This is a genomic window from Sorangium sp. So ce1504, assembly GCF_051521635.1.
GTDB lineage: Bacteria > Myxococcota_A > Polyangia > Polyangiales > Polyangiaceae > Sorangium > Sorangium cellulosum_B.
Window position 1 is genome coordinate 9497572 of the sequence record NZ_CP150365.1, and the last position, 26815, is coordinate 9524386.

The following is a 26815-nucleotide window of genomic DNA, read 5'->3' on the forward strand; positions in this document are numbered from 1 at the left end:
CGGGACAGGCGCTCAGCCGCCCTTCGACGGGAGGCGGCCGGAGGTGGCCATGACGCGCCCGCCGCGGCCGGCGCTGACGTCCGCCAGGATGCGATCGCGCTGCGCCCGGATCCGCTCTCCGAGCACGCGGTGGATCGCAGCCCTGAGGGCCATTCCCCCGAGCCCGCGCGTGACCGCGAAAGGCCCCGGCGCCGATCGCAGCCGGTCCAGGAGGATCCTCGGCGCCGACTGCGCCGAGAGCAGGCGGGCGCCGTCGCGCCGGTAGAGCTCCGGGTAGCTCGAGCGGAGCTGCTCTCTCGCGGCGGCATTGCGCGCCAGCGCGCGGACCACGTCGGCCATGCTGTCCACCTCGAAGTGGATGGGCGCCTCGGGGACCACGACCAGCGCGTCGCCGGCGACGAGCGCCGTGAGCCACGAGTCCTCGGTCACGAGGTCGACGGGCAGCCGAGGGAGCGCCCCCGCAGGCAGGAGCCCACGATCGGCCATCACCGCGCCCAGCCGATCGCGATCGATGGCATAGAGGCGACCGGAAATGTAGTCCTGACCGAGGCTGGTCGTCAGCAGGCGGAGGACGGTGCCGAGCGGCGGCGGCGGCGCCCCGCGCGGCTGCTCGAAGGCCGCGGCGACGGCGGCGCGCGGAGAGCGCTCCAGGGCGCGCAGCAGGGCCGAGATGGAGCCCTCGGCCGGGCGCACGTCCGCGTCCGTGAACACGAGGCGACGGTTGCGCGCCCGGGCCACCAGGGCGTTCCATGCGTTGTTCTTTCCGAGCTCGCTCTCGATGACGGCGAGCCGCGGCTCCCGCCCCCGGAACGCCTCGACGACACGCTCGGTGCCGTCCGTGCACCCGTTGAGACAGACGAGGATCTCGTCCACCTCGGGGCCGAGCCGCGACAGCTCGGTGAGGGTCACCTCGATGGTGCGGACTTCGTTGTACGCCGGCAGGCAGATGCTGGCAGCCATCGACTCCGACGCATACCACCACGCCGGCTCGGGTGTCACGCGGCGCGCGCCACGCGGGATGGCCACCGAGGAACTGACGATGCCAGCGATGCCGGCGACGCCGACGACGATGCCAGCGGCGCCGACGACGCTAACGATGCCGGCGCGTCCGCATCCATTGCACGAATTTTATGCTTGGGGAAGGCTCCTGATTATGTTAGCGTAAGAACAACCCCGCGTGACTACAAAGTCCGCCGGAGGTTCGCGCCGTCGCGCTGGTTTCGCGCCTGACGTCATCGTGATCCTTGGGTGTGCCGGTCCAGGCGCGGCGCTGAAGGGAGAGCTTATGCACAGGCTTTTTGCGTTCGTGCTGGGTAGCACGGTGCTTCTGGGAGCCTCGTCGCCGGCGCATGCAAAGCGGCCGGTCCTCGCCGAGGGGTCGCCGATGCACGGCACCAATGGGATGAATGTGGGGCCGGATGGTCGGCTGTACGTCGCGAGCTTCCTTGGGAATGAGATCGCCATCGTGAACCGCAAGAGCGGAGCCATCGTGGATCGGCTCGACGCGTCGGACGGGATCGATGGCCCGGACGACCTCACGTTCGGCCCGGATGGCTCGCTCTACTGGACCTCGCTCATCCCTGGCAATGTCGTGCGGCACGCGCCGTCGGGCGAGATCACCCAGCAGTTCGTCGCGCCGGGGGTCAACCCCATCACGTTCTCCGATACGGGGCGGCTCTTCGTGGCGCTCGACTTCTTCGGTGACGGGCTCTACGAGGTCGATCCGGAGCTGTCGGCTCCGCCGCGCCACATCGCGAGCAACCTCGGCTTCCTGAACGGCATGGACTGGGGGCCCGACGGCAGGTTGTATGGGCCGATCTGGACGCAAGGCAGGGTGATCAGCATCGATGTGGACTCCTGCACCGGCGCCGTCGACCCGGAGGTCGAGTGCGACCTCCAGACGGTCGCGGACGGCTTCTTCATCCCCGCGGCGGCCAAGTTCGACGGGCTCGGCCGGCTCCACGTGGTCGATCAGAACGGCGAGGTGGTGCGGATCGACATCGAGACGGGCGAGAAGGAGGTCATCGCGGAGCTCACGCCGGGGCTCGACAACCTCGCCTTCGACCCGCAGGGCAATCTCTACGTGTCGAGCGCCAGCGACGGCTTCCTCGTCCGCATCAGGCCGAACGGCCAGGTGCGCACGATCATGCCCGGCGGCATGATCATGCCCGGCGGCGTGGCCGTGACGACCGAAGGAGGGGCCGAGTCGGTCTATGTGGGCGATCTGTCGTCGCTCCGGAAGTTCGATGGAGACACGGGGGCTCCGCTGGGCGTCGAGCGGTCGTTCCTCGGAGAGTCGGAGTTTCACGCGCCTGCCACGGTGTCGGCGGACGGCTCGAACCTGATCTTGACCGCGTGGTTCAGCAGCGTGGTTCAGACCTACGACCCGGCGACGGCGACGGTCCTCGAGACGTACAGCAACTTCGTCTCGCCGCTCAACGCGGTCCGGTTCCGGGGCGATCTCGTGGTGGCCGAGCTCGGCGCGGGGCCGGGCGCGGCGCGCGTCGCCCGCCAGACGGGCGGCGGCCCCGTGACGCTCGCGCCGATGACCGTGCCCTCGGGCCTCGCGGTGTCGGGAGGCGACCTCTGGGCTGCCGACTGGGCCACGGGCCAGATCCTCCATGTGGCGGCGGGGGGCGTGACGCTCTCTCCGCCGCTCGTGGTGGCCGACGGCCTGGATCAGCCGGAGGGGATGGCGGTCGATCTGGACGGCACCCTGCTCGTCGTGGAGGTCGGGAAGCGCCGCCTGCTGCGCGTGGACCCGTCGACGGGGGACACCTGGGTCGTGAAAAAGCACCTCAAGGTGGGGCTCGAGGCGGTCACGGGGACGGTGCCGACCTATGCGTTGAGCGGCGTCGCCGTGGGCCCGTCAGGGACGATCTATGTCTCTGGCGACAAGGACAACGTGCTTTATCGATTCTGACGTGGCGCGGCCGCCTTTCATCGGGCTCTGATCGCGGCTCGCGGCGTTCCGGCGCGAGCAGCTCGTCCAGCTGGTCCTGCGCCGCGAGGACTGGTCGGGCGCGAGGCGCGCGGTCAGGAGCACCTCCGGGTCGACCTTCTTCTGCTCGGCGTAGGCCTGGGCCTTGTCGAGCCAGACCAGCACCTGGGCGAGCATGCGCGCCATCTCCGGCAACGAACTGTCGGAAAGGCTCATGCTCTTCTCCCTGCTCGTGAAGCCAGTCGTCGCTGTCCTTCGACCCGCGGCCGCCGCGCGTCAAGCCTGCGTGCGGCGTCATGGCCGGCACCTGGCACCGACGCAGAGATCGCGGCCGCTGCGCCCGACAACGTCTCATGTCCGAGCACCTCGCCTCCGCTCGTTGGGATCCCGCGGCGGAGCATGAACGTGCTGCCCCCGCCGAGCAACGAAGACGGCATGACCAGAGACTTTGAGGGAATGGATTCAGTGTCATTCAAGCCCAACCGAGGCGCTTCGACCGCCTCGATCATCGCGGCCGTCCTGGCCTCCACGGCGTGCGAGCCGGCTGTGCGTGGAGGCGCGGTGGACGACGGCGGCGCTGGAGCGGAAAGCGCTCATGGCGCGCTCGGCGATGGCAGCGCAGGCGACTGCGACTCCGTGAGCGGCAGCGGAAGCGACGGTACGGGCGGCGGCGGCAGCGTGGCGGGCAGTGGCGGCGCGGGCGGTAGCACCGGTGAGAGCGGTGGCAGCGTAGGCGGTGGCGGCGCGGGCGGTAGCACCGGTGAGGGCGGTGGCAGCGTAGGCGGTGGCGGCGCGGGCGGTAGCATCGGTGACGGCGGCAGCGGCGGCGCGGGCGGCAGCGTGCCAGGCACGTGCGTCCCCGGCTCGGTCCTCGCATGCTACTCCGGCCCCACCGGGACCGTTGGCATCGGGGCATGTGAAACCGGAACGCAGACCTGTCGCTCCGATGGCCTCGGCTACGGCCCCTGTACAGGTGACGTGACGCCCGTCGCAGAGCGTTGCGTCACGCCGGTGGACGAGAGCTGCGACGGCGTACCTCATTGCCCTCGATTCCCGCCGTGGGCGCGGGGATACGGCGGTCCAGGTCAGGACAACGGCCTGTCCATCGTGAGCGACGCCTCGGGCAACTATTACGTCTCGGGCGACTTCGAAGGAACCATTGACTTCGGCGCCGGACCTCTGACCAGCGCAGGGGAGTCGGACATCTTCCTGCTCAAGCTCGATCCTTCTGGCTCGGTGATCTGGAGCAGGCGCTTCGGGACCGAGTTCGAAGACGAGAGCGCCACCATGACCATCGATGCAAGCGGAAACATCTTCCTCGCTGGCCTCTACGGCGGCTATGTATATCCTTGGGAACCGGGCCCAGATTTCGGAGGGAATCCCATCACGGCCGCTGAGGGCGCCGCGCTCTTCATGGTTCAATTCGATCCCGAAGGCAACCACATCTGGAGCAACGGGTTCCAGGCCGGCATATCCGGCGCCTTCCCCGGGAAGGTAGCGCAGGTCGCCGTCGATGGCGCCGGCAATGCATACGTGCTCTACAGCCTCACCGATCACACCTACACTCTCCACGATACCACCTATCTAGCGAAGGTGAGCACCGGAGGTGTCGCTCTTTCCTGGCGAGAGACTCTGTCAGGAGACGTCGTCAATGGAGCAGCAAGCCTCGCGATCGACAGCGCCGGCAACGTGCTCGTGGCGAACGAGAGCCCAACGACCGAGCTGCACCCCGGTCCGCTCGAGCTCACCGTCTCCAAGCTCGCGCCGACAGGTGTCCTGTTGTGGCGACGATCGTTCGCGTCCAGCTCGACCGACGGATCCGCGGTGGCAGCGGCCGCCTCGGTGGTGGTCGACGCGGCGGACGAGGTCGTCGTGACGGCCTTCACGGACGGGACCATCGACTTCGGCGGCGGCGTGCTTCCCGAAGGGCCCGTGCTCGTCAAGCTGGATGCTGCAGGCCAGCATCTCCTCAGCCGCTCGGTTCGCTTCGGCGACAAGATCAGCCTGGATCACGCGGGTGGATTGTTCGCCGCCGGGCACGGCCTTGCCAAGCTCGACGCGAGCGGAACGGAGCTCTGGTCGGTCGACTTCGATCCTCTCGTGGAGGATGTCGCGATCTCACCGAATGGCACGGTTGCGATCACCGGAAGCATGCTCGGACCGGTGGACTTCGGGACCGGCCCGATCCCCTATACGGCGGATCGCGATGTCTTCGTCGCCACGTTCAACCATGTCTGCGACGACGGCGAGGGCGATTGCGAAGCTGCGGGCGGCGGCGGCGCGGGCGGCAGCGGCGCGGGTGGCAGCTCCGGTGAGGGCGGCGGCGGCGGCATGCCAGGCTCGTGCACGCCGGGCTCGGTCCTCGTCTGCTACACCGGCCCCGCCGGGACCGTTGGCATGGGCCAGTGTGCTACCGGGACGCAGACCTGTCGCTCCGATGGTCTCGGGTACGGCCCCTGTACAGATGACGTGACTCCCGCCGCAGAGCGCTGCGCCACGCCGGTGGACGAGAGCTGCGACGGTGTGCCTCATTGCCCTCGGCTCCCGCCGTGGGCACGGGGATACGGCGGCCCTGACTACGATCGCGGCAGGTCCATCGTGAGCGACGCCTCGGGCAACTACTACGTTTCGGGTGACTTCGTAGGAACGGTCGACTTCGGCGCCGTACCTCTCACGAGCGCAGGGGGATCCGACATCTTCCTCCTCAAGCTCGATCCCGCTGGCGCGGTGATCTGGAACAGGCGCTTCGGGACCGAGTTTTACGATGGGAGCGCAACCATGACCGTCGACGGAAGCGGAAACATTCTTCTCACCGGCGTCTACGGCGGCGATCTAATGCCCTTTAAGCCAGGCCCGGATTTCGGCGGGGGCCGGATTCCGCCAGCCGAAGGCTCCGCACTCTTCGCGGCCCAATTCGATCCCGAAGGCAATCACGTCTGGAGCAACGGTTTTTCTGTCGGAGTCCCCGTATTCCCTTGGAGAGTGCAGCGGACGGTCGTCGATGGCGCGGGCAATGTGTACATGCTCTACCTCATCGAGGAGGGCTACCATCTGGCAAAGGTGAGCGCCGGAGGTGCCGCCCTCCTATGGACAACACGCTTGCCAGGATACTACGGCTACGAGCGAGGAGGGGGCGGCCTCGCGGTCGACAGCGCCGGCGATGTGCTCGTGTCGACCGGAACATTCCACAACGGCATGAACCTCGGCTGGGGGGATTTTACCGTGTCCAAGCTTGATCCGACGGGCGCTCTGCTGTGGCGACGGGAGTTCGCTTCCAGGTCGACTACCCCCGTGCAGTGGGCCTACTCACTGGCGGTCAATGCGGCGGACGAAGTCCTCGTGACAGGTATCACGGATGGAACCGTCGACTTTGGCGACGGCGAGAGTTTGGAATACGTGCTGCTCAAGCTGGACGCTGCAGGGGAGGTTGTCTCCAGCCGCTCGGTTCCCTTCTACGAAAGGATATTGCTCGATCCTTCCGGCGGAATGTTCGTCGCAGGGGCCGGCGGGCTCGCGAAGCTCGACGAGAGCGGGACAGAGCTCTGGTCGGTCGACTTCGAGCCGCTTTCGGGCAGTATCTCCGGCATTACAGTGGAGGACATCGTCCTGTCTCCGAACGGCACGGTCGCGATTGTCGGCTCGACGGACACGCCAGTGGACTTCGGCACCGGCCCGATCCCTTACGCGGGGCGTGACGATATCTTCGTCGCCACGTTCAATCCCTGACGACACCGTTCCATCGCACGCTCCGGCAGCGCGCGAGGTGCGGGGAGCATCGCTCCCCTCGCCTGGATTGCTCCCGCCCATGACATCCCCACGTCGAGCGCTTGAATGAGACGGGCAGAGCCGGCATCGAAGCTGGGCGTAACCATGGATCCATGGAGGACGCATGACCATGCCCCGCGCGCTCATGGGTTTGGCGGTTCTATCTTTGACATCCCTCGCGACGACGGCTGCTCTCGCGCGAGTCTCCATGAGTCGAGAGCCCGAAGCTCACCGTGGTGCAGCGCGCCCCCGGCGCCATCGTCGATTTCGACGCGACACGCATCGTGTTCCTCGATCAGTACTACCAGCTCGGCATCGTCGACCGCGCGACCGAGCTGACGTGCTCTATCGATTCTGACGGAGCCACACCGCCCCGGCACCGCGCCCGGCGGGACGATCCGGGGCGAGTCGGTGGTGTCGCGCGGCGCCACGCCCTGGTTACACCGTGCCCGCGGGCGGATAGCCGCATGCGGCCCGTGGAGTGCGAACCTCGGTTCGCGTAAGCTCGCGGGCTGCATGCCCACCCCGACGCTGACACGAAGAGACCTCAACCGGGCCACGCTCGCGCGGCAGATGCTGCTCGCGCGGGAGCAGTCCTCGGCCGTCCACGGGATCGAGCGGCTGATTGCCCTCCAGGCCCAGCTGGCTCGGCCGCCGTTCATCGGGCTGTGGTCCCGGCTCGCGGCGTTCCGGCGCGAGCAGCTCGTCCAGCTCGTCGTGCGCCGCGAGGTCGTCCGGGCGCCGTTCCTGCGCGGCACGCTGCACCTCGTGAGCGCAAGGGACTACCTGGATCTGCACCCGGTCATCGCGCCGGTGCTCCACGCCGGGATGCGATCGGTCCTCCGCGAGCGCGCGGACGCCCTCGACGTCGCTCGGCTGGTCGCCGAGGCGCGCGCGTACTTCGACGCGGAGCCGCGGACCATGGACGAGCTGCGCGATCACCTGGCCGAGCTCCACGCCGGCGGCGACGTGCGGGCCATGGCCCTCGCGGTTCGCATGCACCTGCCGGTCGTCCAGGTGCCCGGCGAGACCCCGTGGGCATATCCCGGAACGGCGGACTTCGCCCCGGCGGCGTCCTGGCTCGGCAAGCCGCTCCGCGACGGCGGCGCGCCGCAGGCGCTCGTGCTCCGTTTTCTCGCGTCGTTCGGCCCGGCGACAGCGACCGATGTGCAAACGTGGTCCGGCCTGACCCGCGTCAAGGAGGTGCTCCACGCCTTGCGAGAGCAGCTCTGCGTGTTCCGCGACGAGCGGGGCCGGGAGCTCTTCGACCTGCCCGACGCGCCGCGGCCGCCCGCGGACACCGCCGCGCCGGCCCGGTTTCTACCCGATTACGACAACCTCCTGCTCGCGCACGACGACCGCACGCGGGTCATCGCGGACGAGCATCGCCCGCGGATCGTCATGTCCGCCAACCTGCGCATCCTGCCGACGTTCCTCGTGGACGGCTTCGTGGCCGGCACATGGACGATCGAGCGGAAGAAGGCCACGGCCGCGCTCGTGGTCGAGCCGTTCGAGGCGCTTGGCAAGGCGGCGCGCGAGCAGCTCGCCGAGGAAGGCGAGGCGCTCCTCCGATTCATGGAGGAGGACGCCGGCACGTTCGAGGTGCGCTTCGGGAAGGCGGGAGCCGCGAAGGCGCCGGCGGCGCGGGCGAAGGCGAAGAGCGGCGCAGCCGCGAAGGCGCAGGCGGCGCGGGCGAAGGCGAAGAGCGGCGCAGCCGCGAAGGCGCCGGCTGCACGGGCGAAGGCCAAGGGATGAAGCGCCGGGCGTCGCATCGACGTGGCTTCCCGGGCGATAGACGATGACTCGGGTCGCTGCAACCGACCTGCTGAGTCGCTCGACCTACGGCGCCAGCTTCACGAGGAAAGCGTCTTCCGTGCCGTCCGCGGCGAGCGCTCCCCCGCCGAGGTCGACCTCCCCCACCGTGCTGCCAGCGACGAACACGTGACCCGCGCTGTCCGCGGCGATCGACAAGCCCAGCTGGACGTCGGGACCGGCGAGCTGTACGACCGACAGCAGGTCGCCCGCGCCGCTCAATCTGGCCGCGAGGGCGTCGTAGTCGCTCTGGCTCCCGGTGGAGAAGGGGCTCCCGGCGAGCTCGCCCGACCCATAGAAGCTGCCGCCGAGCAGCACGTTCGCCCCGTCGCTCGCGATGCTCGATACCCACACGTGCAGCCCGAGACCTTTGCTCCAGAGGTGGTTGCCGAGCGGATCGAGCTTCGCCAGGAAGGACTCGTTGGCCTCTGGCAAGCTCGACAGCGGCCCGCCGCCGAGATCCAGGGTCGACCCGAACTTGCCCATCACGAAGAGGTTGTCGTCCGCGTCCACCGCGACGGCCCGGCCGGACTGCCACGCGTCGTCGCCGAAGTTCTTGCTCCACAGGTGATTGCCGAGCGCGTCGTACTTCACGATCAAGACGTCGTCCGAGCGCCGCGTGGCCTTCGACAGCGGCCCACCGCCGAAATCGGCGCTCCCCCGCAGCGCGCCCACCACGATCACGTTGCCGGCCCCATCAGCGGTCGCGCTCCACGGGTGCATGTAGTCCGTCCCCACGAAGCCTCTGCTCCAGAGGTGCTCGCCGCCCGGAGAGAGCTTCACGAGGAACGCATAGTGGCCGACCGTGTTCCTCGGAGGGACGCGGCCGCCGCCGAAATCGATGCCCGTGTCGGAGCTGCCGGACAGGAAGATGTTCCCCGCGCCGTCGACCGCCAGCGCATCGAGCGACTTGACGCCGCCGGTGCTCAAGCGCTTGCTCCAGAGGTGGGCGCCGGACGGGTCGTATTTCGCCATGGCGATCGCCGGGATGCCGCGGCCGACCGGCCCGCCGCCGAGGTCGAGGTCGAGCGATGCCTCGGCGCCCACGAGGACGACGATGTTGCCAGCGCTGTCCACGACCATGCGCCGGATCGGGGTTGGCGAGAGCGGCGAGCCCACGTCGAAGGCCCTGCTCCATAGATGCTCGCCGGCCGGAGAGAGCTTTCCCAGGAAGATCGCGGGGCCCCCCGGCGCGAGCTCTCCGCCACCGAGATCCACGGCGCCGCCGAGCGCGCCCAGGAACACCGCGTTGCCGTCGCCGTCCGCTGCCACCTCCAGGATGGAGTGCTGCACGCCGTTGTCCTGCCTCCCTTCGCCGAGGTGGCAGTGCGACGCATCCCCGCCGGTCGATGGCGCGAACTCCACCACGAAGCTGTCATCCCAGCCGGGGGAGCAGCCGGGGAAGTTGTGATCGCGGCACTCGATGAGATCGCCTGGCTGGAACTGACCGTCGTAGCGGCCCGCGAGCATCCCCCGCGGACCTTGTTCGGTGACCTTCCAGGCGAGCCCCGCTGCGCGCTGGTCCTGGGCGTCGCCTGCGCGGCGGCTCCAGAGAGGCGCGCCGCTCCCGTCGAGCGCGGCGTAGAAGAGGTCGTCACCGCCGGCGCTCGTGAGCGGCCCCCCGCCGAGATCGATCTGGCCCTGGAACTCGCCCGCGAGCAGGGACACGTCCCCCTCTGCAGGGGCGATGGCCTTGCCGCGCTGATCGGCCTCGTCTCCGAAGCGCGCGCTGTGGAGGTGGTCCCCGGTCACGCTCAGCCAGGCCACGAAGACGTCGCGGCCTCCCGCGCTCACCAGCGGCCCCCCGCCGAAATCTGCCTGTCCCTCCAGGTCGCCTATCAGCAGCACCTCGCCCGTCTCGCGCGCGTCGAGGTCCCCGACATGCTGGTCCTGGGCATCGCCGAAGCGCTTGCTCCAGAGGTGCTCGCCATGGGCATCGAGCCTGGCCACGAACACGTCATCGCCGCCCGCGCTCACGAGCGGGCCGCCCCCGAACTCCGCCTGCCCCTGCAGATCGCCGGCCACGATGACGTCGTCCGCGCTGTCCACCGCGATCGCCTCGCCGCGCTGGTCCGCGGCGTCGCCGAACCGCTGGCTCCAGACGGCATTGCCGTCAGGATCGAGCTTGGCGACGAACACGTCGTCGCCGCCGGCGCTCACGAGCGGGCCGCTGCCGAGGTCCACCGTCCCCTGGAACCGGCCGGTCACGAGGATACTTCCTTCGCTGTCCGCCGCGATCGCCTCGCCGCGCTGATCTGCGGCGTCGCCGAAGCGCCGGCTCCAGACGTGTTGGCCGTCGGCGTCGAGCTTGACGACGAAGATATCGTCGCCGCCGGCGCTCGTGAGCGGGGCGCCGCCGAGATCCACGGTTCCCTGGAACACGCCGACCACGACGACGTTCCGGGCGGCGTCCACGGTGACGGCGCGCGCCCGCTGTCCGCCGGGGCCGCCGAACCGCCGGGACCAGAGGGGTATGTACTCCCATTCGGGATCGTCGCTGTCGCGCACGAACTTCACCACGAAGGCATCATCGCCGCCAGCGCTGTACATCGAGCGCCAGCCGTTGCGATCCATGGCTCCCGCGAAGTGGCCGGTGACGATCATGCCGCCGTCCGGATCGATGGCGACGTCGGCGGCGACCTGCGCGTGGGCGCCGCCGAAGCGCTTGCTCCAGAGATGGCCTCCCGCGGGCGGGCACGCCGACGCGACTCCATCGCAGTCCTCATCGGACGCCGTTTCGCACTGCTCCTCTGTCGGAAGGACCTCGCCGACACAGGGACCATGAGCGTCCCCCGCGGCATTGCACTGCTGCGTGCCCGCACGGCAGAGGCCGACGCCTTCGGTTCCCTTCGGTCCGGCGTAGCAGGCCCGCTCGCTGCCTGGCGTGCAGAACAGCAGACCGCCGGCGCCGCCTGTTCCCCCGACACCGCCTGTTCCGCCAGCGCCGCCGGGGCCGCCTGTTCCCCCGACGGCACCGGTGCCGCCAGCGCCGCCGGCGCCGCCAGCGCCGCCTGTTCCCCCGACACCGTCCGTTCCGCCCGCACCGCCGGCGCCGGCCGTGCCCCTGGCACCGCCGCCCGCTCCCCCTGCGCTCGCCTCGCTGGCAGCCGGAGATGATCCCGCTCCGGTGCTGGAGCCGCCCTGCTCACCGACGTCGCAGGCCAGCGCGGGCGCGGTGATGGCCAGCAGGACAGCTGTCCTTGTCAGCCGTCGCGCCCCGCGGACCGATCGACACCGCCCTCGCGACTCATCCTTCGCGCACATGCATCCTCCACCCAGCTCGCTCTGTTGCGCCAGCTCGGCAGGACATTCACGAGAAAGCTGGATCCCGTCCGGGTTCACCCGCGTGCGGAAGGAGAAAAGAACACCTACACCGAGACACTTTGTAAGTAGCGTTACTTAACAAACGGTACTGGACGCCCTGACTCGCTGTCGCCGGCACGTATCGGGTAGGGTGCGTGTCCGAGGGATCGCACCGATGCGCAAGAATTTGATTTCGATTGGTTTGCTCAGCTGCCTGCTCTGGTCCTGCACCTCGTCCACGTCGGCTCCGGACGATGATGCGGCCACGGGCGCCACCACCACCAGCAGCGCCGCGAGCACGGCTCAAACGAGCGGAACATCGGCGAGCGCCGGGGGTGGCGCGGGCGGCAGCGACGCTGGAGGCAGCGGCAGCACGTCGGCCGGTGGGGGTGAGACGAACGAGGGTGGAGGCGGCGGCACGGACAGCGCTACCTCCGGAGGCACGGGCGGCGCGGGGGCAGGCGGCGCGGGCACGGGCGGCATGCCTGATGAAGGCCCCAAGAACCTCGCGGAGAAGTACGCGAGCCTCTTCCCGATCGGGGCAGCGGTGGATTCGCAGTCGTACATGACGCACGCCGCGCTGCTGAAGACGCACTTCAACAGCATCACCGCCGAGAACGAGATGAAGTTCGAGTCGCTGCAGAGGAACGAGAACAGCTTCACCTACGACGCGGCGGATCGCATCGTGAACTTCGCGGTCACGAACAAGATGAAGGTCCGCGGGCACGCCCTTGTCTGGCACAGCCAGAACCCGGCATGGCTGTTCTCGAACGGCTCTGGCGGCACCGTGTCGAGGCAGACCCTGCTGACACGCATGAAAAACCACATCAGCAACGTCGTGCGCCACTTCCGGGGCAAGGTCTACGCGTGGGACGTCGTGAACGAGGCCATGATGGAGGACGGCTCGTACCGCACGGGCAACCTGGCCGATGGCCAGAGGAGCCGCTGGCACGAGATCCTCGGCGAGAGCTACATCGCGGAGGCCTTCAAGGCCGCGCACGAGGCCGATCCAGACGCCAAGCTGTACTACAACGACTTCTACAACTACATCCCCGCGAAGCAGCAGGGCATCTACAACATGCTCAAGGGCCTGCTCGATCAGGGCGTGCCGGTCCACGGCGTCGGGCTGCAGGCCCACCTCAACATCGAGCCCTCCACGGTGACCACGAACCAGGCGGTTCACCAGAACGTGGCCAACATGGGAAAGGCGATCGAGCTCTATTCATCACTCGGCCTGGATGTGCAGGTCACCGAGCTCGACATCTCGCTGTACATCCCCGGCGTGACGTACAACCAGAGCACGTTCTACACGACCGCGACCTTCACCGACGCGCTGAAGGCCAAGCAGGCCGCGCGCTACCGGGAGTTCTTCGAGCTGTTCCGGAAACACAAGTCCGTGATCACGGGCGTCACCTTCTGGGGCATCGCGGACGACAACACCTGGCTGTCGGAGTTCAGCTCGGGGCGCAAGGACTTCCCCCTGCTCTTCGATGGCAACCACAACCCCAAGCCCGCCTACGACGCCGTGGTGGGCTTCTGAGGGGTCATGATGGCCAGACGAGCCGGCGTGGCCCGGCTCGCGCTCGCCGAAGCGCGCCCGCACAGCGGGCGATGACCTGAGCCTCCCGCCTCCCACGGGCGTGGCCATTTCCGGCCACCCCATGGCCACTCATGGCCATTGTGCACGTGATTCCCGTGCTTTATCCCTCTGCCATGAGCTCCGAACACGCGCCATCCTCCACGGCGTGGGCCGTGGGCAAGGCCCTCTGCATCCTTTCGGCCGTCGCTTACGGCCTGTTGACCGGGCTGATCGACATCCTCGATCCTCATCACCTCCGGAACCCCGATTGGCCCGGACACGCGAGGTTCCACCTGCTCTGGCAGATCGGCGCCGGCGCCCTCGGCGCGCTCGCTTCCATCTACCTCTTCTGGACGGCCACGCCGCGCACCGTGGAGCGTGTCCGGACAGGCACCTTCCTGGGTGCCCTCCATATCGGCGGGTTCATCCTGGCCGCCGCTTTCACGAGCGCCGCCGGCGCCGAGTTCGACGCCGGTGGCCGGGTCCTGCTCGGCTTCCTCCCGCCGAACATGCTGCACCTGGGCACGTCTGCAGCCCTGCTCTTCGCCGGCGTCTCCCTGTGTCACAGGAAAGGGGCCGCCACATGAGCCATCGCACCGTCTCTGCTCCCGTCCTCATCATCGGCGCTGGCCCCTCGGGGATGGTGAGCGCGCTGTGCCTCGCCAGGCGCGGCGTCGACTGCGTGCTCATCGAGCGCCGGCCGGGCCTGGAGAATCACCCCAAGGCCCACGAGCTCTCGGCGCGCTCGATCGAGATCCTCCACGAGCTGGGGCTCGGTCATGGCGAGCTGTCCGCGGAGGCGTCGCCGGAGGAGGACGCCGCCAAGATCCTGTTCTGCGGCACGATCGGCGAGGAGTTCGGCTGCATCGATCTGCGAGCCAATGGCGTCGGGCGCAAGTACCGAGAGCACCTCGAGGCGCCCCTGCCCTACCTCAACATCTCGCAGGTCGAGCTGGAGAAGCTCCTCCGCGAGCGCGTCTCGGCGTCGCCGCGGATCCAGGCGCTCCATCACCACCAGTGGGAGTCCTTCGAGCAGGACGCGGAGGGCGTCACGAGCCGGATCACCAGCAGGACGACGGGTGAGACCTTCGCGGTCCGGAGCCAGTACGTCATCTGCTCCGACGGCGCCGGGAGCCGGAGCCGAAAGGCCCTCGGGATCGAGATGAAGGGCCCGGACAAGCTGCTCGACGTCGTCAACGCGTATTTTCAGGCGGATCTGCGCCGCGTGGTCCGCACCCGGGGCAAGCTCTACTTCATCTTCTCCCCCAAGGCGCCGGGCAGCGTGTTCATCGCCCACCACGTCGAGAAGCGCTGGGTCTTTCACCTCCCCGTGGCGACGCCGCACGAGAAGATCGAGGAGTACACGCCCGAGGTGATGCAGAAGAAGATCAAGGCGGCGCTCGGGCGGGACGACGTCGATATCGAGATCACCTCGATGAGCCACTGGCGCATGACAGCGCAGGTGGCGGAGCGCTTCCGCAGCGGGCGCGTCTTCCTGGTCGGCGACGCCGCCCATCGCTTCCCGCCCACGGGCGGGCTCGGCATGAACTCCGGCATCGGCGACGCGCACAACCTGGCCTGGAAGCTCGCCATGGTGATCGAGCGGCGGGCCGCGCCCGGCCTGCTCGACAGCTACGAGGCCGAGCGCCGCCCGGTCATCGAGACGAACTGCGACGAGAGCCGGCTCAACTTCGAGAGGATGAGCGAGGTCGCGGAGGCCTTCGGGATCGAGGTCGAGGAAGCCCAGTGGGTCAACGAGAAGCTGGCGAGCTCCACGATGCGCGCGCTGCCTGCCCCGCTCCGCGCCTGGACCGAGCGGCAGGTCCAGCACTACGGCGAGAGCATCCTCTCGCGGTACCATCGCGATCCTTCGGTGCGAGAGCGCGTCCTCGCGGCCATCGCGCAGCAGAGGTCCCATTTCGACCGGATCGGGCTCGACCTCGGCTACACGTACGAAGAGGGCGCGCTCCTCGGCGACGGCACCAGGGCGCCGGAGGTCGATGACCGGGTGTCCTCGTACCTCCCGTCGACGCGGCCGGGCGCGCGATTCCCCCATTTCTGGCTGGACGGCAACAGGAGACAGCGCGGCAGCCGCTCCATGATCGACTACGGCGCGTCGATCCTGCTGCTCGGCGCGGCCGTCGAGGCGCTGCCCGCGGACATCGAAGCGCTGGAGGATGTCGAGGCGCGCCACGGCGTCCGGCTGTTCAGGCTCGGCGCGGCCGACATCCCTGCCTGTCACCAGGCCGCGGTGCACGCGCTCTCGCAGATCGAGCAGGACGGCGCGCTCTTGATCCGGCCGGACGGGCATGTCGCGTGGCGCCAGCAGCGCGGCGTGACGCTATCCATGGATCTGATCGCGTCGATCGTGGAGCAAGTTTACGGGGTCTAGCTCCGCCCACCAGGAGTCCTGCCAGGGATCCGGAGAGAGGTTTCAACGCAGAGACGCAAAGCCGCAGAAAGGAATGAATCAGGGGCGGTCGCGGCGTCACGGCGTCATCGGCAGCGCGACCAGGAGGTTCAGGTTGCACATCTCGTTCTGCGTGCCCCACCCCGGCAGCACCGGGGCCTCGGCGTCGCGCGTGTCGAAGGTGCATGTCACCTCGAGCGAGGAGCTCGGGTCGAGCAGCGGCGGCGTGCGATACCAATAGACGCCCTGCCAGTGGACGTCCCAGTCGTTCACGCGCGCGATGCAGCTCTCCTGCGTCCCCGAGGCCACGCGCAGGTCGAAGGTGCGCCCGCGCTCGTGCATGTGCGGCATCACGCCGAGCACCTCGATCGGCGGCAGCCCCGGGTCGAGCGCGAGCTCCGCCCGCGTCCTGCGCCATGTGTAGGCGGCGTCCTGCTGGCCGGGCGGCAGCGTGTCCGGGCCGTCCGGCTCGAAGAGGGTCGTCATGAAGCCGTCGTCCCCGACGAACACCGCGCGCCGCTCCACGGTGTCCTCGTAGCGGAGCCGGAGCCGCGTCGAGTCCTCGGCGGAGGCGCCCGCGTGGTCATGGATGTTGTAATGCACCTGGACGACGAAGGCGTCCTTCGCGGAGACCGGCGCCCCGGTGCCGCCGGGGAACTCGACCACATCCTGCCCGGGCGCCCAGGCGAACAGCGGCTGGAACGGCAGCTCGTCGGCCGGTCCGCCGAAGCACTCCCAGCCGGGCCGGTCCGGCGAGGCATCGTCGAGCTCCGTCATCACGTCCTGGTTCGTCTTGCCCTCCGCCAGCGACGCCTCCGAGGGGGTCACCCGATAGACCGTGACGTGATGAACGATGGACCGGACCCCGGGCGTCACCTGATATCCGGTGATGAAGCGGTCCGCGTCGAGGCTCGGGTCCACGGGGAAGCACCTCCACTCGTCGTGGGCCGCGAGGGGATCGGCGGGGTCGACCAGGGGGGTGATCGGCGGCGTCATGTAGTCGACCCCGCCCTCGAGCGTTGGCACGGGCGGGGTGGGCGGCGCGCCCGCGCGATCACCCTCGGCGCGCGCCCCGGTCGCCCAGCGATGGATGACGTCGAGCTCCTCGGCGGTGAGCGTCTCGTCGTCCTTGAAGTCGCCGCACGAGCCGTCGTGCTTCACAAGGAAAGGGGGCATATGGCCGCCCCGCACCGCGTCGTCGATCGCGCCGGCGCGCGCCTTCGCCGAGATGTAGTCGTCGAGGCGGAAGGGCGCGAGCCCGCCCTCCTGGTGACACGCGGTGCACTTGGACGCCGTTATCGGCGCGACGTCCTGCCAGAACGTCGGCTCCTGCGCCGTCTCCGCCTCCTGCGCCGCGCATCCGAGGGAAAGCGCGAGGAGCGGCACGGAGGCCGCGAGGCCGCGCGCGTGGAGGAGCAGGGTCGTCGTTCGCCTCGATGGCCTCTCGTCGTGCTGTTTCAAGCGGACCTCCAGCAACTGTTTACGTCGTACACGGTATTGTGTGTGGTATACGCAGTTGAAGGATGGCTGTCAAACCAAAGAGACGGCGAAAAACTGCGACGGAGTACAGCGGGGGCGGCGACGCCGTGCGCAGCCTCAAGCTCCTCTGGGGGGTCAGGAAGCGGCCGAGCCGGGGGCCCAGGCCCGGCCTGAGCCTCGATCAGATCGTGCGGGCCGCGATCGAGCTCGCCGACGGCGAGGGGCTCTCGGCGCTGTCGATGCAGCGGGTCGCCGGGAAGCTCGGGTTCACCACGATGTCGCTGTACCGGTACGTGCCGGGCAAGGCCGAGCTCCTGGATCTCATGCTGGACACCGTGGCGGGGGAGCTGCCCCTCGTGGACAGCGTCCCCGGGGGATGGCGGGCCAAGCTCGAGGCGGCGGCGCACGCCGACTGGGCGCTCTACCACCGCCACCCGTGGTTCTTGCACGTGACGCCGGTGCGCCCCGTGATGGGGCCGAACGGGATGGCGGCGTACGACGCGGAGCTCCGCGCGGTCTGCGGGATCGGCCTCACCGCCCGCGAGGTGCTCGCCGCCGTCCACCTCGTCGACGGGTACGTCCGAGGCGCGGCGAGGCTCTCGGTGGACGCGGTCGAGGCCGAGCAGGAGACCGGCGTCACCGACGAGCAGTGGTGGTCCGAGCGCGCGTACTTCTGGGACAAGCTCTTCGACCCGGGGCGCCACCCGACGATGGCGAAGCTGATGCGCTCGGGCGCGTTCGACGACCACCCGTTCACGGAGGACGTGTTCCTGTTCGGCCTCCAGCGCGTGCTCGACGGCATCGAGGCGCTCGTCCGGTCGCGCTCCGGTCAGTGTGACGAAAGTCCCGAAACGTCACGACCCCCGGCGCGCGTTGGTGACGAAACTCCCGGCGACGCCCCCCGGCGTGACGAGGGGCCGACGTGCGCGCAGTGCGGCCGCGAGATCGCCCAGCCTGCCACGGGGCGGCCGCGGGCTTACTGCTCGCGGGCGTGCCAGCAGCGCGCATACCGGGCGCGCAACGCGTCCGACGGGCGGTGATCGCCGCCCCTGTGCGCCTGACGCCGGAGCGTGGCCGTACCCCTCAGCGCGCCGTCAGCATCCAGGCCCACTGTTTTCGGCGACCACTCGTCTCTGAGATTTTTTCCTGCATGCATTGACGCACTCCGGCTGTGGCCAGTAGCGAGCCGTGCCAGGAAGCAGGGGTATGGTGCAGTTGCATGCAGCGCTGTCGAGGCATCGATGTGCCGTCTCGCATCGGATGGTGGGGCAGCGGCGGCAGTGCGGGCAACGGCGGCGCCGGCAACGAGGGCGGCGGCAACCGTGGCAGCGGCGGCGGCAACGACGTCGGCGGCCCGCGCGCGCCCCCGCGAGCGTGTACGTGGCGCCCGACGACCACGGCGACGCGTGCTCGTGCTCCGCGAGCGGTCGGCGCCGACGTGGTCGGCCGCGAGACCGCTGAGCACCACCACCCGATCGTGCGCCTCGTCGTAGGCCCCGCCCTGCATGAACAGGCAGCTGTTGGCGTCGGCCACGTGGCTCCAATCGCGGCCATCCCCGCTGAAGCCGCATCCGTCGCGGCGAGCCGCTTCCAGTCAGATGCCGGCCCCGCGCGCCAGAAGGACCATCCCCGTCCCCATCACGGCGGCGCCGGCATAGCGCAGCCCCCGCGACAGGGACTCTCGACCGGCGGCGAGCTCGCCGAGGACGAGACCGCAGAGGTGAAGCACGGTCGTGCTCAGCAGAAAGCCCATGGCATACAGCGCCGGGCTTACCGCATGAGGCATCTCCAGGCCGTGGGCATGTCCGTGAAAGACACCGAACATCGCCACGCATCCGGAGAGCAGGAACGGTGAGGAGCCACGGGTCGTGGTGACGATGCCGAGACCGAGCGCCGCGACCGACGCCGCGATGCAAAGCTCGCCCAGGGGCATGGGCCATTGCGCCATTCCCAGGAGGCCGCCGACCAGCATCGCGGCGACGAACGTGGCGGGGATCCGGAGGAGGTGCTTTCCGCCGAGCTGCGAGCTGACGACACCGACGCTCACCATCGCGAGCAGGTGGTCCGCGCCGAACACCGGATGGAAGAGGCCCTTCAGAAATCCCGCATCGGCGCCGCCCGGGTGCGCCCAGCTCACGGAGGGCCACGAGACGAGCGTGGCGACGAGCAGGGCGCGCGCGCCGGGACATGAAGCCCATCCCATCGTCTTCTGGATCGTGGATCTCATGAAGCGCCTCTCCTCGTCAGGCGTTCGCCACGCGCGCCGCCGTCGATGCAGGATCGCTGTGGAAGAGCTTGTAGGCGAGCGCCGCGAGCAAGAGCTCGGTACCTGCGATGAGCACGTTCGGGTAGAGCGGGACGCCCGCGACGACCGGGAGCGGCACGTCGGGTCCCGCGAGCAGGCTGGTCCCCGGGATGAGCCACGTGATGTAGAAGAAGGGCGTCCAGATGATGACGACGATCCAGGCCGCCACGTTGAACCCGACCTGCGGCTCCATGGACCGCCGCCACACCATCCACAATCCGACGATCGTCACGCCACACAGGATGAGCAGCATGAGGGCGTCATGAAAGCGCGCATGCTCATGCCATTCAGGGTTGAACAGGTGGGTTTTATTCCAGTCCACGCCGACAGCGACGATGGCGCCGCTCGCCAGAACGAACGTGAGAACGACTCTTCCCAGGGTACTTCGGTCCATGGTGATAGGCTCCTGACTCTCGTTGGTGGAAATAGCCGGCTTCCCTCATCAGCGCGGCCACCTTGCGTTGAATTCATAGTAACGATGGCACGTGGCCGCGGCGCTGACTGGGACAGTGCAGTCTTCGCAGCTGCACGAAGCCAACGTCCCTGAAAACGATGCGACCGACATGGCCGTGAGCCCGAGCTTTTCCTTCCGCACATGATGATCCATGGGCTCTCCGCGGTGAATCACGGAGATCATAGCCGCCCATTCACCCAACTAACAATATATTGATCCAATCGATCGATTTGATCGTCTGATTGATCCATGGTACGGTCGAATGTCGTGGACCTACGACACCTTCGCTATTTCCTGGCCGTCGCCGAAGAGCGCCATTTTGGCCGCGCCGCGCGGCGACTGCACATCGTTCAGCCGGCGCTGAGCATGCAGATCCGGGCGCTCGAAAACGAGATCGGCGGCGCGCTGTTCGTGCGGACGAGTCGGCGCGTCGAGCTGACCGAAGCCGGCGCATTGCTGGTCGTCGAGGCGCAGCGGGCGGTCGCGCAGGCGGAGCGGGCCAAGGCGATCGTCCAGCAATCGCTGCGCGGCGACATCGGCAAAGTTCGCATCGGTTACGCGGGCAACGCGATCCTCACTGGCAAGATGACGGACCACCTGCGAGCGTTCCGCAAAGCCCATCCTGCCGCGGAGATCGAGCTGCGCGAGATGCCACCTTCGAGGCAGGCGGAAGCCGTGTTGACCGGCGAGGTTGACGTCGGCTACTGCTCGGCGTTCGCTCTCAAGGTAGATCCGCGGTTGAGCGTCCAACCGATCGGCGCTTGGCCGCTGGTGGTCGCGATGGCAGAGGAGCACACGCTCGCGGCGCACAGGCGCGTGACGCCGAAGATGCTCGCCGGAGAGCCGCTCATCATGTTCCCATCGGAAGAGGCCGGTGACGAGGTGCTGAAGAGATTGATTCTCGTGATAGGACGCGAGCCGCGCCGGGTCCACCGCGCCGACACCACCTTGAGCATGCTGTCGTTGGCCGGCGCAGGCCTGGGCGTGGCGCTGGCTCCAAAACCGCTGATTCAGGTGAAGGTTCCCCGCATCGTCTATCGTCCGTTCGTCGCGCCGAAGAACGTCTTCGCCGAGCTGCTCCTGCTCGGCCGCGCTGACGAGACCGCCGGCGCTGTACGCGCCTTCGTGAAGCTAGCATCCGGCTCCTCGGATCGGGCCACCTCACGGTCGTAAGCTCCCTTTCGTCGATGTCGTCATGCACGCACAGAACGGATTCGATGTCTGGACGGACGGTGCCTACCTGTTGAAGCTGAGCCCTGGCGGCGATGTCCTCTGGAACCACAAGATCACACCCCCTCCCGACGAGTACGACCACCCGCTCTACAACGCCGATCTCGCGATCGACAGCGCCGGCAACGCGCTGACCGTCACCGCGCCGGAGTCCGCCGCAGGGAATCTCGCGGTCAGCAAGCGCGACCCGACCGGCGCCGTGCTCTGGACCCTCAGCTTCGGCGCCAGCGCTCATGGCATCACGATCTCGCCGAGCGGCGTGATCGCCCTCACAGGGGCTGCGAGCGCGGCGGTCGACTTCGGGACCGGCCCCATCCCCCACGCCGACGGCTCCGACATCTTCGTCGCGACGTTCAATCCCTGAAACCCATGGGGGAAGGGCGCCATGTCGAGGTGCCGCGCGCCGAGCTCGGGCGTACCCCGGTGCGGCGGCGGCCGTGGGACCAGGGCGGCGGGTCGGGTGAGTCGGCCTTCGACGATCCGGGCGCTGACGTCTCGGCCGGTTCGCTGTAGGATGGCCGCGCTGCGAGGCAGACCGGATGGCGCCGATCGTCCCCGACAAGAAGAAGATCAAGAGCTTCCCTGACGAGGCCGCGTTCGAAGCGTGGCTGGCCGCAAACCACGCGCGGGAGACGGAGCTGTGGCTCCGGATCTACAAGAAGGGCTCCGGCGTACCGACGGTGACCTACGCGCAAGCGCTCGACGTGGCCCTCTGCTGGGGATGGATCGACGGGACTCGAAAAGCCCTGGATGAATCCTCGTTCTTGCAGCGGCTCTCGCCGCGCAAGGCGAGGAGCGTCTGGAGCCAGATCAACCGCGACCACATCGCCCGATTGACCGCCGCGGGGCGCATGACGCCCCACGGGCAGCGGCACGTGGACGCGGCCAGGGCCGATGGTCGCTGGGATGCGGCGTACGCGCCGATCCGCAGCGCGACCGAAGCCACCATCCCCGACGACCTCCGCGCCGCGATCGAGGCGGACCCACGAGCGCGTGAGACGTTCCAGACGCTGGGGCGCCAGAACCTGTTCGCGCTGGCGTTCCGCACGAACAACATGAAGACGCCCGCGGGTCGCGCGAGGAAGATCGCTGCGCTGGTGGCGATGCTGGCGCGCGGTGAGACCATCGTGCCGGAGCGCGGTGGGCCGTCAAAGGCGGCCCGGCCCGCGACAGAGTAGGCGAGACGGGCCGATCAGCTGCCCTTGCAGACGTCGGCGCAGGTGCCCGTCGCATCGACGCGCACGGCCCGCCCGCCCGCCTAGGCGCGCGTCAGCGCGACGACGAACTCCAAGAAGGCGCGGACCTTGGCCGACATGAGCTGTGCGGCATGATGGTACGCGTAGAGGGGATACGTCTCCTCGGCCCACTCCGGCAGCACTTGAACGAGCCGTCCGTCGGCAAGGAGATCGCGCGCGTGGACCTCGAGCACCTGCGCGATCCCATGTCCGGCGAGGCACGCCACGAGGAGCGCGACCCCGTTCACCATCAGCTGTCCAGAGGCGTTCACGGGGACGACCTTCTTCCCGCGCACGAACTCCCAGGCGAAATGGCTCCCCGTGGCCGGATCTCGCATCAGAACGCACGGATGCTTCTCGATGTCGCTGGGGCGGCGTGGCACCCCGTGGCGCGCGAGGTACGCCGGCGATGCGCAGGTGACGACGCGCGTTCGCAGGAGCAGGCGAGACTTCAATGCCGACGGCTCCGGGCGACCGAACCGGACGGCGACGTCGAAGCCATCGCGGACCAGATCGCCCATGCGATCGCGCTCGGCGATCTCCACGGAGAGGTCGGGGTGGCGCGCGAGGAACGGTCCCAGGTGGGGTGTCAGCACGAACTGCCCGGCGCTCCCGTCGACGTTCACGCGCAGGAGGCCGCGAACCTTGGCCGAGGAGCCCCCCGCCTCGATCGTCGCGTCCTCGATGGCGGCCAGGTGCGGCGCCACCGACTCGTAGTAGCGGAGGCCCTCGTCGGTCAGCGAGATGGAGCGGGCGGTGCGGCGGAACAGGCGTACGCCGACGCGGTCCTCTAGGCGCGCGATCGCACGGCTGACCGCGGATTGCGTGAGGCCGAGCGCCTCCCCCGCGCGCACGAAGCTCCCGGCCTCCACGACCGCGCGGAGGACGCCGAGACCGTCCAGCGAGCGCGTGTCGAAACCACGAGACCTACTCTTGGTCATGCTCAGGCTTCCGAGGATACACGTGCAGCAGGCTCGACGGAACTCCAATCTCTCCTGCGACCGGCGCCGCGGCAGCGCGGCGGACAGCTCTTCTACAAGGGGACGCACACCATGCGTGTCTTTGTCACGAGCGGCCGAGCATTTTGCCTGGCTCGCGCGCTTCTTTGCGCTCGACAACCCGGCCTCGAGCACGCGGACGCGAGAGCGGCTGGGATGGAGTCCGCGGCAGCCTGGGCTCATCGCCGACCTCGAGCAGGGGCGTTATTTCGAAACCTGAAAAGAGAGGGCATCACATGACCACGACGAGCGAAGTAAGGTTGGGCACTGGCGGTCCTTCGGTGTTTCCCATCGCCCTCGGGTGCATGGGCATGGGGGCTGGGAGCTGGTACGGGGCAGCGGACGAGGCCGAGAGCATCGCGACCATCCACGAGGCGCTCGAGCGCGGCGTCAACGTCCTCGACACCGGCGACTTCTACGGCATGGGGAAGAACGAGCTCCTCGTCGGCAAGGCGCTGCGAGGCCGCCGCGACAAGGCGCTCCTCAGCGTCAAATTCGGAGCGCTCCGCGGGCCGGACGGCGAGATGCTCGGGCACGACGCGTGTCCGGCCGCGACGAAGAACGCCCTGGCGCACAGCTTGTCGCGCCTCGGGGTCGACCACATCGACATCTACAGACCGGCGCGCCTCGATCCCCGTGTTCCGATCGAGGAGACGGTGGGCGCCATCGCCGACATGGTGAAGGCGGGGTACGTCCGCTACATCGGCCTGTCCGAGGTCGGCGTGGAGACGATCCGGCGTGCGGCGGACGTGCATCCGATCTGCGACCTGCAAATCGAATATGCGCTGGTGAGCCGCGGCGTGGAAGCCAGCATCATCCCGGCCCTGCGCGAGCACGGGATCGCGATGACAGCGTACGGCGTCCTGTCCCGCGGGCTGCTCACGGGCGCAAAGCCCTCGGGCGAGGGCGACTACCGCGCGCACATGCCCCGCTTCTCCGCGGGCAACGCCGAGAGGAACCAGCCCCTCGTCGATGCGCTCGCGCGCCTCGCGACGGAAAAGGGCGTGTCCCCGGCGCAGCTCGCCATCGCGTGGGTCCGCGCGAAGGGCGCGGCTCAGGGCGTGACGATCGTCCCGACGCTGGGGGCTCGCACGCGCAAACAGCTCGTGGAGGCGCTGTCGGGCCTCGATGTCTCGCTCGACGTGTCGGAGGTCGCCGCGCTCGAGGCCGCGGTGCCCGCGAGCGAAATCGTCGGCGCGCGCTACCCGGAAGCCCACATGGCGATGCTCGACAGCGAGCGCTCCCAGCAGAGGCGGCCTGCGCCGTCGAGCAGCGCATCGAGCGGCCAAGGGCCCTGAAGGGCCGGGCGCCGCCGCCCTGAGCTACCTCGCGCGTCCAGAGGGAGAGCGCGAGCCGGGTGCTCGGCGAGCGCCCGGGGCGCGGGGCTCGGCGGCCCGGTCGATCAGCTGCGCCGCCGGGAGCGCGGCTCGATAGAAGCACATGGCCTGATCTTGCGTCGGTGCAGTGTCTTTCATCGAAGCCCGGGAGGCGGAGGAGGTGGAGCGAACGCGGGCGACCTGTCGATCTTCCGCGAGCGGCGCCGAGCCCTCGCGAGCGGAGCCACCCCCGCGCTCTCCGAGGTGTTCCGATGGACTACCATTGCGCCGGAGGAGCGCAGCGAGGAGCCGCTCGAGATGAGCTCGCTCCCCGCATCACCTTTCCGCCAGGAGCCCATGCGAGCTCGCATCTTCGCCGTGCGCGCGGCTCGCGACCCTGCAGGCGCTCGCAGCTTGCCGCGCCGCCCCCCCGCTGATAGCTCGCTGGGCGCAATCAGGAAGCGAGGGGACGTATGAGCGAATACCGAACAATCGCGGCGGCGCCGGTGCTGGTGGCGGCGTTCCGGGATCAGATCTTCGGCGTCGACCCGGCCACCGGGCGCGTGCTCTGGGGGTACAAGCAGGCCGGGGTCGGTTTCTCTTCCACAGCGCTCCTGATCACGCCTGCGGCGATCTACGCGGCGAGCTTCAGCCGCGTCGCCTGTCTGCATTACCCGACGGGCGAGCTGCTCTGGGAGGTGAAGGCCGCCACGCAGGGCCGCGCCACGCTCCTCCTGGAGGGAGACCGGCTCTTCGTCGCCAAGCAGGGCGAGGTGGAGTGTTTCTCGCTCACCGGAAAGAGCCTCTGGCACAACCAGTTCAAGAGCAAGGGGATGGGCCCGGTCGCCCTGGGCGTGCCGGACAATGTGGCGCAGCCGGACGACAAGGACTGACGCTCCCCCGGCGCTACGCCGCCCGCGCCTCCCAGTCGATCCGGTACGCGTGCACGCGCGCCTGCGCCGCCGCGCCGAGCCGCAGGAACAGCGGCAGCGCCCGGTCGCGGAACCACTCGGCCACCGGACCGGCGACCGCCTTGCGGCTGCCGTACCGCCGCGCCTGGCGGACGATCGCCTCGACGCGCGGCCGCCGCAGACGCTCGAAGGCCGCGAACGCCTGCTCCGGCTCGGCCGCGTCCCGGAGCCGCCGCGCGAGGAGCCGTCGCCCCGAGAAGACGACGCTCTGCGAGATCGTGCGCGACAACGTGGACACGCTGTACGGGGCCATCGACGACGGCGCCATCGCCGTCCGGATACCCAAGCACGCGAAGAAGGAGCTCGAAGCCTACCTCGACCGCGGGCTGCTCTGCCGCGGGTTCGCGCGGCTCCGGTGCGAGCGCTGCGAAGAGAGTCGGCTGGTGACCTCGCCCGAGCTCCGCATCGTGCCCGACCGGGCGCGCGCCGCGGATCTCGGCGTGAGCGTCGAGGCGATCGCGACGACGCTGAACACGCTGCTCGGCGGCGGGCGCATCGCCAAGTACAACGACAACGGGCGCCGCATCGACGTCCGCGCGCGCCTGCTCGCGGAGCAGCGGAGCCGGCCCGAGGACCTCGCGCGCATCCAGGTGAGGAGCGCGTCGGGGGCGCTGGTGCCGCTCACGTCGGTGGTCAGCTACGAGGAGCTCCCCGCGCTGCAGACGATCACGCGCCGCGATCGCGAGCGCGCGATCTCGATCTTCGGCAACGTCGCGCCGGGGCACTCGCAGGGCGAGGCGGTCGCGCGGGTCGAGGCGCTCGGCCGGGACCTGCCGGCCGGCTACCGCCTGGTGCTCGGCGGCCCGAGCGTGACGTTCCGCGCGTCGATGGGCGGCCTCCTCTTCGCGCTCGTGCTCGGGATCCTGGTCGCTTACATGGTCCTCGCGTCCCAGCTCAACTCGTTCCTGCACCCGGTCACGGTGCTGACGATCCTGCCCCTGTCGATCGCGGGCGCCGCCTTCGCGCTGCTCTTCGCCGGGCAGACCGACGTGCAGGGCCGCGTCGCGCGGCTCCGGA

20 protein-coding genes and 2 pseudogenes are annotated in these 26815 nt (G+C 69.2%); 14 read left to right on the top strand and 8 right to left on the bottom strand.

Going from position 1 to position 26815, the window contains the following annotated elements; translation table 11 throughout:
* Positions 1 to 12: 12 nt before the first annotated feature.
* A complete protein-coding gene (locus WMF39_RS35820) occupies positions 13 to 960 on the bottom strand; it encodes a glycosyltransferase family 2 protein (protein ID WP_437740964.1) in 948 nt (315 codons plus the stop codon).
* 424 nt (positions 961 to 1384) lie between these two features.
* Between WMF39_RS35820 and WMF39_RS35825 the strand changes: the two genes are divergently transcribed.
* On the top strand, positions 1385 to 2923 hold the full coding sequence (locus tag WMF39_RS35825; protein ID WP_437740965.1) for a hypothetical protein: 1539 nt from the start codon (positions 1385 to 1387) through the stop codon (positions 2921 to 2923).
* Here WMF39_RS35825 and WMF39_RS35830 read toward each other — a convergent pair.
* Positions 2870 to 3157: a DUF1993 family protein gene (locus WMF39_RS35830; RefSeq protein WP_437740966.1), complete on the bottom strand. Its 288-nt coding sequence runs from the start codon at positions 3155 to 3157 to the stop codon at positions 2870 to 2872. The genes WMF39_RS35825 and WMF39_RS35830 overlap by 54 nt on opposite strands.
* Positions 3158 to 3340: 183 nt before the next feature.
* On the opposite strand from WMF39_RS35830, the gene WMF39_RS35835 reads away from it, so the two are divergent.
* Positions 3341 to 6667, top strand: a complete 3327-nt coding sequence (locus tag WMF39_RS35835; protein WP_437740967.1) for an outer membrane protein assembly factor BamB family protein — start codon at positions 3341 to 3343, stop codon at positions 6665 to 6667.
* Positions 6668 to 7222: 555 nt separating this feature from the next.
* Positions 7223 to 8461, top strand: coding sequence for a winged helix DNA-binding domain-containing protein (locus WMF39_RS35840; protein WP_437740968.1), 1239 nt, complete (start codon positions 7223 to 7225; stop codon positions 8459 to 8461).
* 84 nt (positions 8462 to 8545) lie between these two features.
* On the opposite strand, the gene WMF39_RS35845 is transcribed toward WMF39_RS35840, so the two are convergent.
* Positions 8546 to 11782, bottom strand: a complete 3237-nt coding sequence (locus WMF39_RS35845; protein ID WP_437740969.1) for a hypothetical protein — start codon at positions 11780 to 11782, stop codon at positions 8546 to 8548.
* Positions 11783 to 11996: 214 nt separating this feature from the next.
* Between WMF39_RS35845 and WMF39_RS35850 the strand changes: the two genes are divergently transcribed.
* From WMF39_RS35850 to WMF39_RS35860, 3 genes are all read left to right on the top strand, one after another.
* Positions 11997 to 13361: an endo-1,4-beta-xylanase gene (locus WMF39_RS35850; protein WP_437740970.1), complete on the top strand. Its 1365-nt coding sequence runs from the start codon at positions 11997 to 11999 to the stop codon at positions 13359 to 13361.
* Positions 13362 to 13534: 173 nt separating this feature from the next.
* A complete protein-coding gene (locus WMF39_RS35855) occupies positions 13535 to 13987 on the top strand; it encodes a hypothetical protein (RefSeq protein WP_437740971.1) in 453 nt (150 codons plus the stop codon).
* Positions 13984 to 15792 carry an FAD-dependent monooxygenase gene (locus WMF39_RS35860; RefSeq protein ID WP_437740972.1) on the top strand — a complete coding sequence of 603 codons (1809 nt, stop codon included), beginning with the start codon at positions 13984 to 13986 and terminating at the stop codon, positions 15790 to 15792. The genes WMF39_RS35855 and WMF39_RS35860 overlap by 4 nt, the downstream gene beginning before the upstream one ends.
* A 96-nt stretch (positions 15793 to 15888) precedes the next feature.
* On the opposite strand, the gene WMF39_RS35865 is transcribed toward WMF39_RS35860, so the two are convergent.
* Positions 15889 to 17271 carry a hypothetical protein gene (locus tag WMF39_RS35865; protein WP_437740973.1) on the bottom strand — a complete coding sequence of 461 codons (1383 nt, stop codon included), beginning with the start codon at positions 17269 to 17271 and terminating at the stop codon, positions 15889 to 15891.
* A 62-nt stretch (positions 17272 to 17333) separates the two neighbouring features.
* Here WMF39_RS35865 and WMF39_RS35870 point away from each other — a divergent pair, with 62 nt between their 5' ends.
* Complete coding sequence (locus WMF39_RS35870) at positions 17334 to 18329, top strand: TetR/AcrR family transcriptional regulator (protein ID WP_437740974.1); 996 nt, start codon at positions 17334 to 17336, stop codon at positions 18327 to 18329.
* Between the two features lie 554 nt (positions 18330 to 18883).
* On the opposite strand, the gene WMF39_RS35875 is transcribed toward WMF39_RS35870, so the two are convergent.
* Together WMF39_RS35875 and WMF39_RS35880 are read right to left on the bottom strand one after the other, a co-directional pair.
* Complete coding sequence (locus tag WMF39_RS35875; protein WP_437740975.1) at positions 18884 to 19516, bottom strand: HupE/UreJ family protein; 633 nt, start codon at positions 19514 to 19516, stop codon at positions 18884 to 18886.
* 16 nt (positions 19517 to 19532) lie between these two features.
* Positions 19533 to 19988, bottom strand: a complete 456-nt coding sequence (locus tag WMF39_RS35880; protein WP_437740976.1) for a DUF6640 family protein — start codon at positions 19986 to 19988, stop codon at positions 19533 to 19535.
* Between the two features lie 327 nt (positions 19989 to 20315).
* Between WMF39_RS35880 and WMF39_RS35885 the strand changes: the two genes are divergently transcribed.
* The 3 genes from WMF39_RS35885 to WMF39_RS35895 all read left to right on the top strand — a co-directional run bounded on the left by WMF39_RS35885 (position 20316) and on the right by WMF39_RS35895 (position 22456).
* Positions 20316 to 21221, top strand: a complete 906-nt coding sequence (locus WMF39_RS35885; RefSeq protein ID WP_437740977.1) for a LysR substrate-binding domain-containing protein — start codon at positions 20316 to 20318, stop codon at positions 21219 to 21221.
* 22 nt (positions 21222 to 21243) lie between these two features.
* A complete protein-coding gene (locus WMF39_RS35890; protein ID WP_437740978.1) occupies positions 21244 to 21642 on the top strand; it encodes a hypothetical protein in 399 nt (132 codons plus the stop codon).
* 175 nt (positions 21643 to 21817) lie between these two features.
* Positions 21818 to 22456: a YdeI/OmpD-associated family protein gene (locus WMF39_RS35895; protein WP_437740979.1), complete on the top strand. Its 639-nt coding sequence runs from the start codon at positions 21818 to 21820 to the stop codon at positions 22454 to 22456.
* Between the two features lie 80 nt (positions 22457 to 22536).
* Here WMF39_RS35895 and WMF39_RS35900 read toward each other — a convergent pair whose 3' ends face one another.
* Positions 22537 to 23454 carry a LysR family transcriptional regulator gene (locus WMF39_RS35900; protein WP_437740980.1) on the bottom strand — a complete coding sequence of 306 codons (918 nt, stop codon included), beginning with the start codon at positions 23452 to 23454 and terminating at the stop codon, positions 22537 to 22539.
* A 115-nt stretch (positions 23455 to 23569) separates the two neighbouring features.
* Here WMF39_RS35900 and WMF39_RS35905 point away from each other — a divergent pair.
* The 3 genes and pseudogenes from WMF39_RS35905 to WMF39_RS35915 form a co-directional block, all read left to right on the top strand.
* Positions 23570 to 23731, top strand: a pseudogene (locus WMF39_RS35905) (3-beta hydroxysteroid dehydrogenase); the annotation flags it as partial.
* Between the two features lie 16 nt (positions 23732 to 23747).
* On the top strand, positions 23748 to 24809 hold the full coding sequence (locus WMF39_RS35910) for an aldo/keto reductase (RefSeq protein ID WP_437740981.1): 1062 nt from the start codon (positions 23748 to 23750) through the stop codon (positions 24807 to 24809).
* A gap of 491 nt (positions 24810 to 25300) precedes the next feature.
* Entirely contained in the window at positions 25301 to 25720 is a 420-nt protein-coding gene (locus WMF39_RS35915) for an outer membrane protein assembly factor BamB family protein (RefSeq protein ID WP_437740982.1), read from the top strand.
* 13 nt (positions 25721 to 25733) lie between these two features.
* On the opposite strand, the gene WMF39_RS35920 is transcribed toward WMF39_RS35915, so the two are convergent.
* Complete coding sequence (locus tag WMF39_RS35920) at positions 25734 to 26027, bottom strand: hypothetical protein (protein WP_437740983.1); 294 nt, start codon at positions 26025 to 26027, stop codon at positions 25734 to 25736.
* An 88-nt stretch (positions 26028 to 26115) separates the two neighbouring features.
* On the opposite strand from WMF39_RS35920, the pseudogene WMF39_RS35925 reads away from it, so the two are divergent.
* A pseudogene (locus WMF39_RS35925) lies at positions 26116 to 26784 on the top strand (efflux RND transporter permease subunit); the annotation flags it as partial.
* Positions 26785 to 26815: the final 31 nt, after the last annotated feature.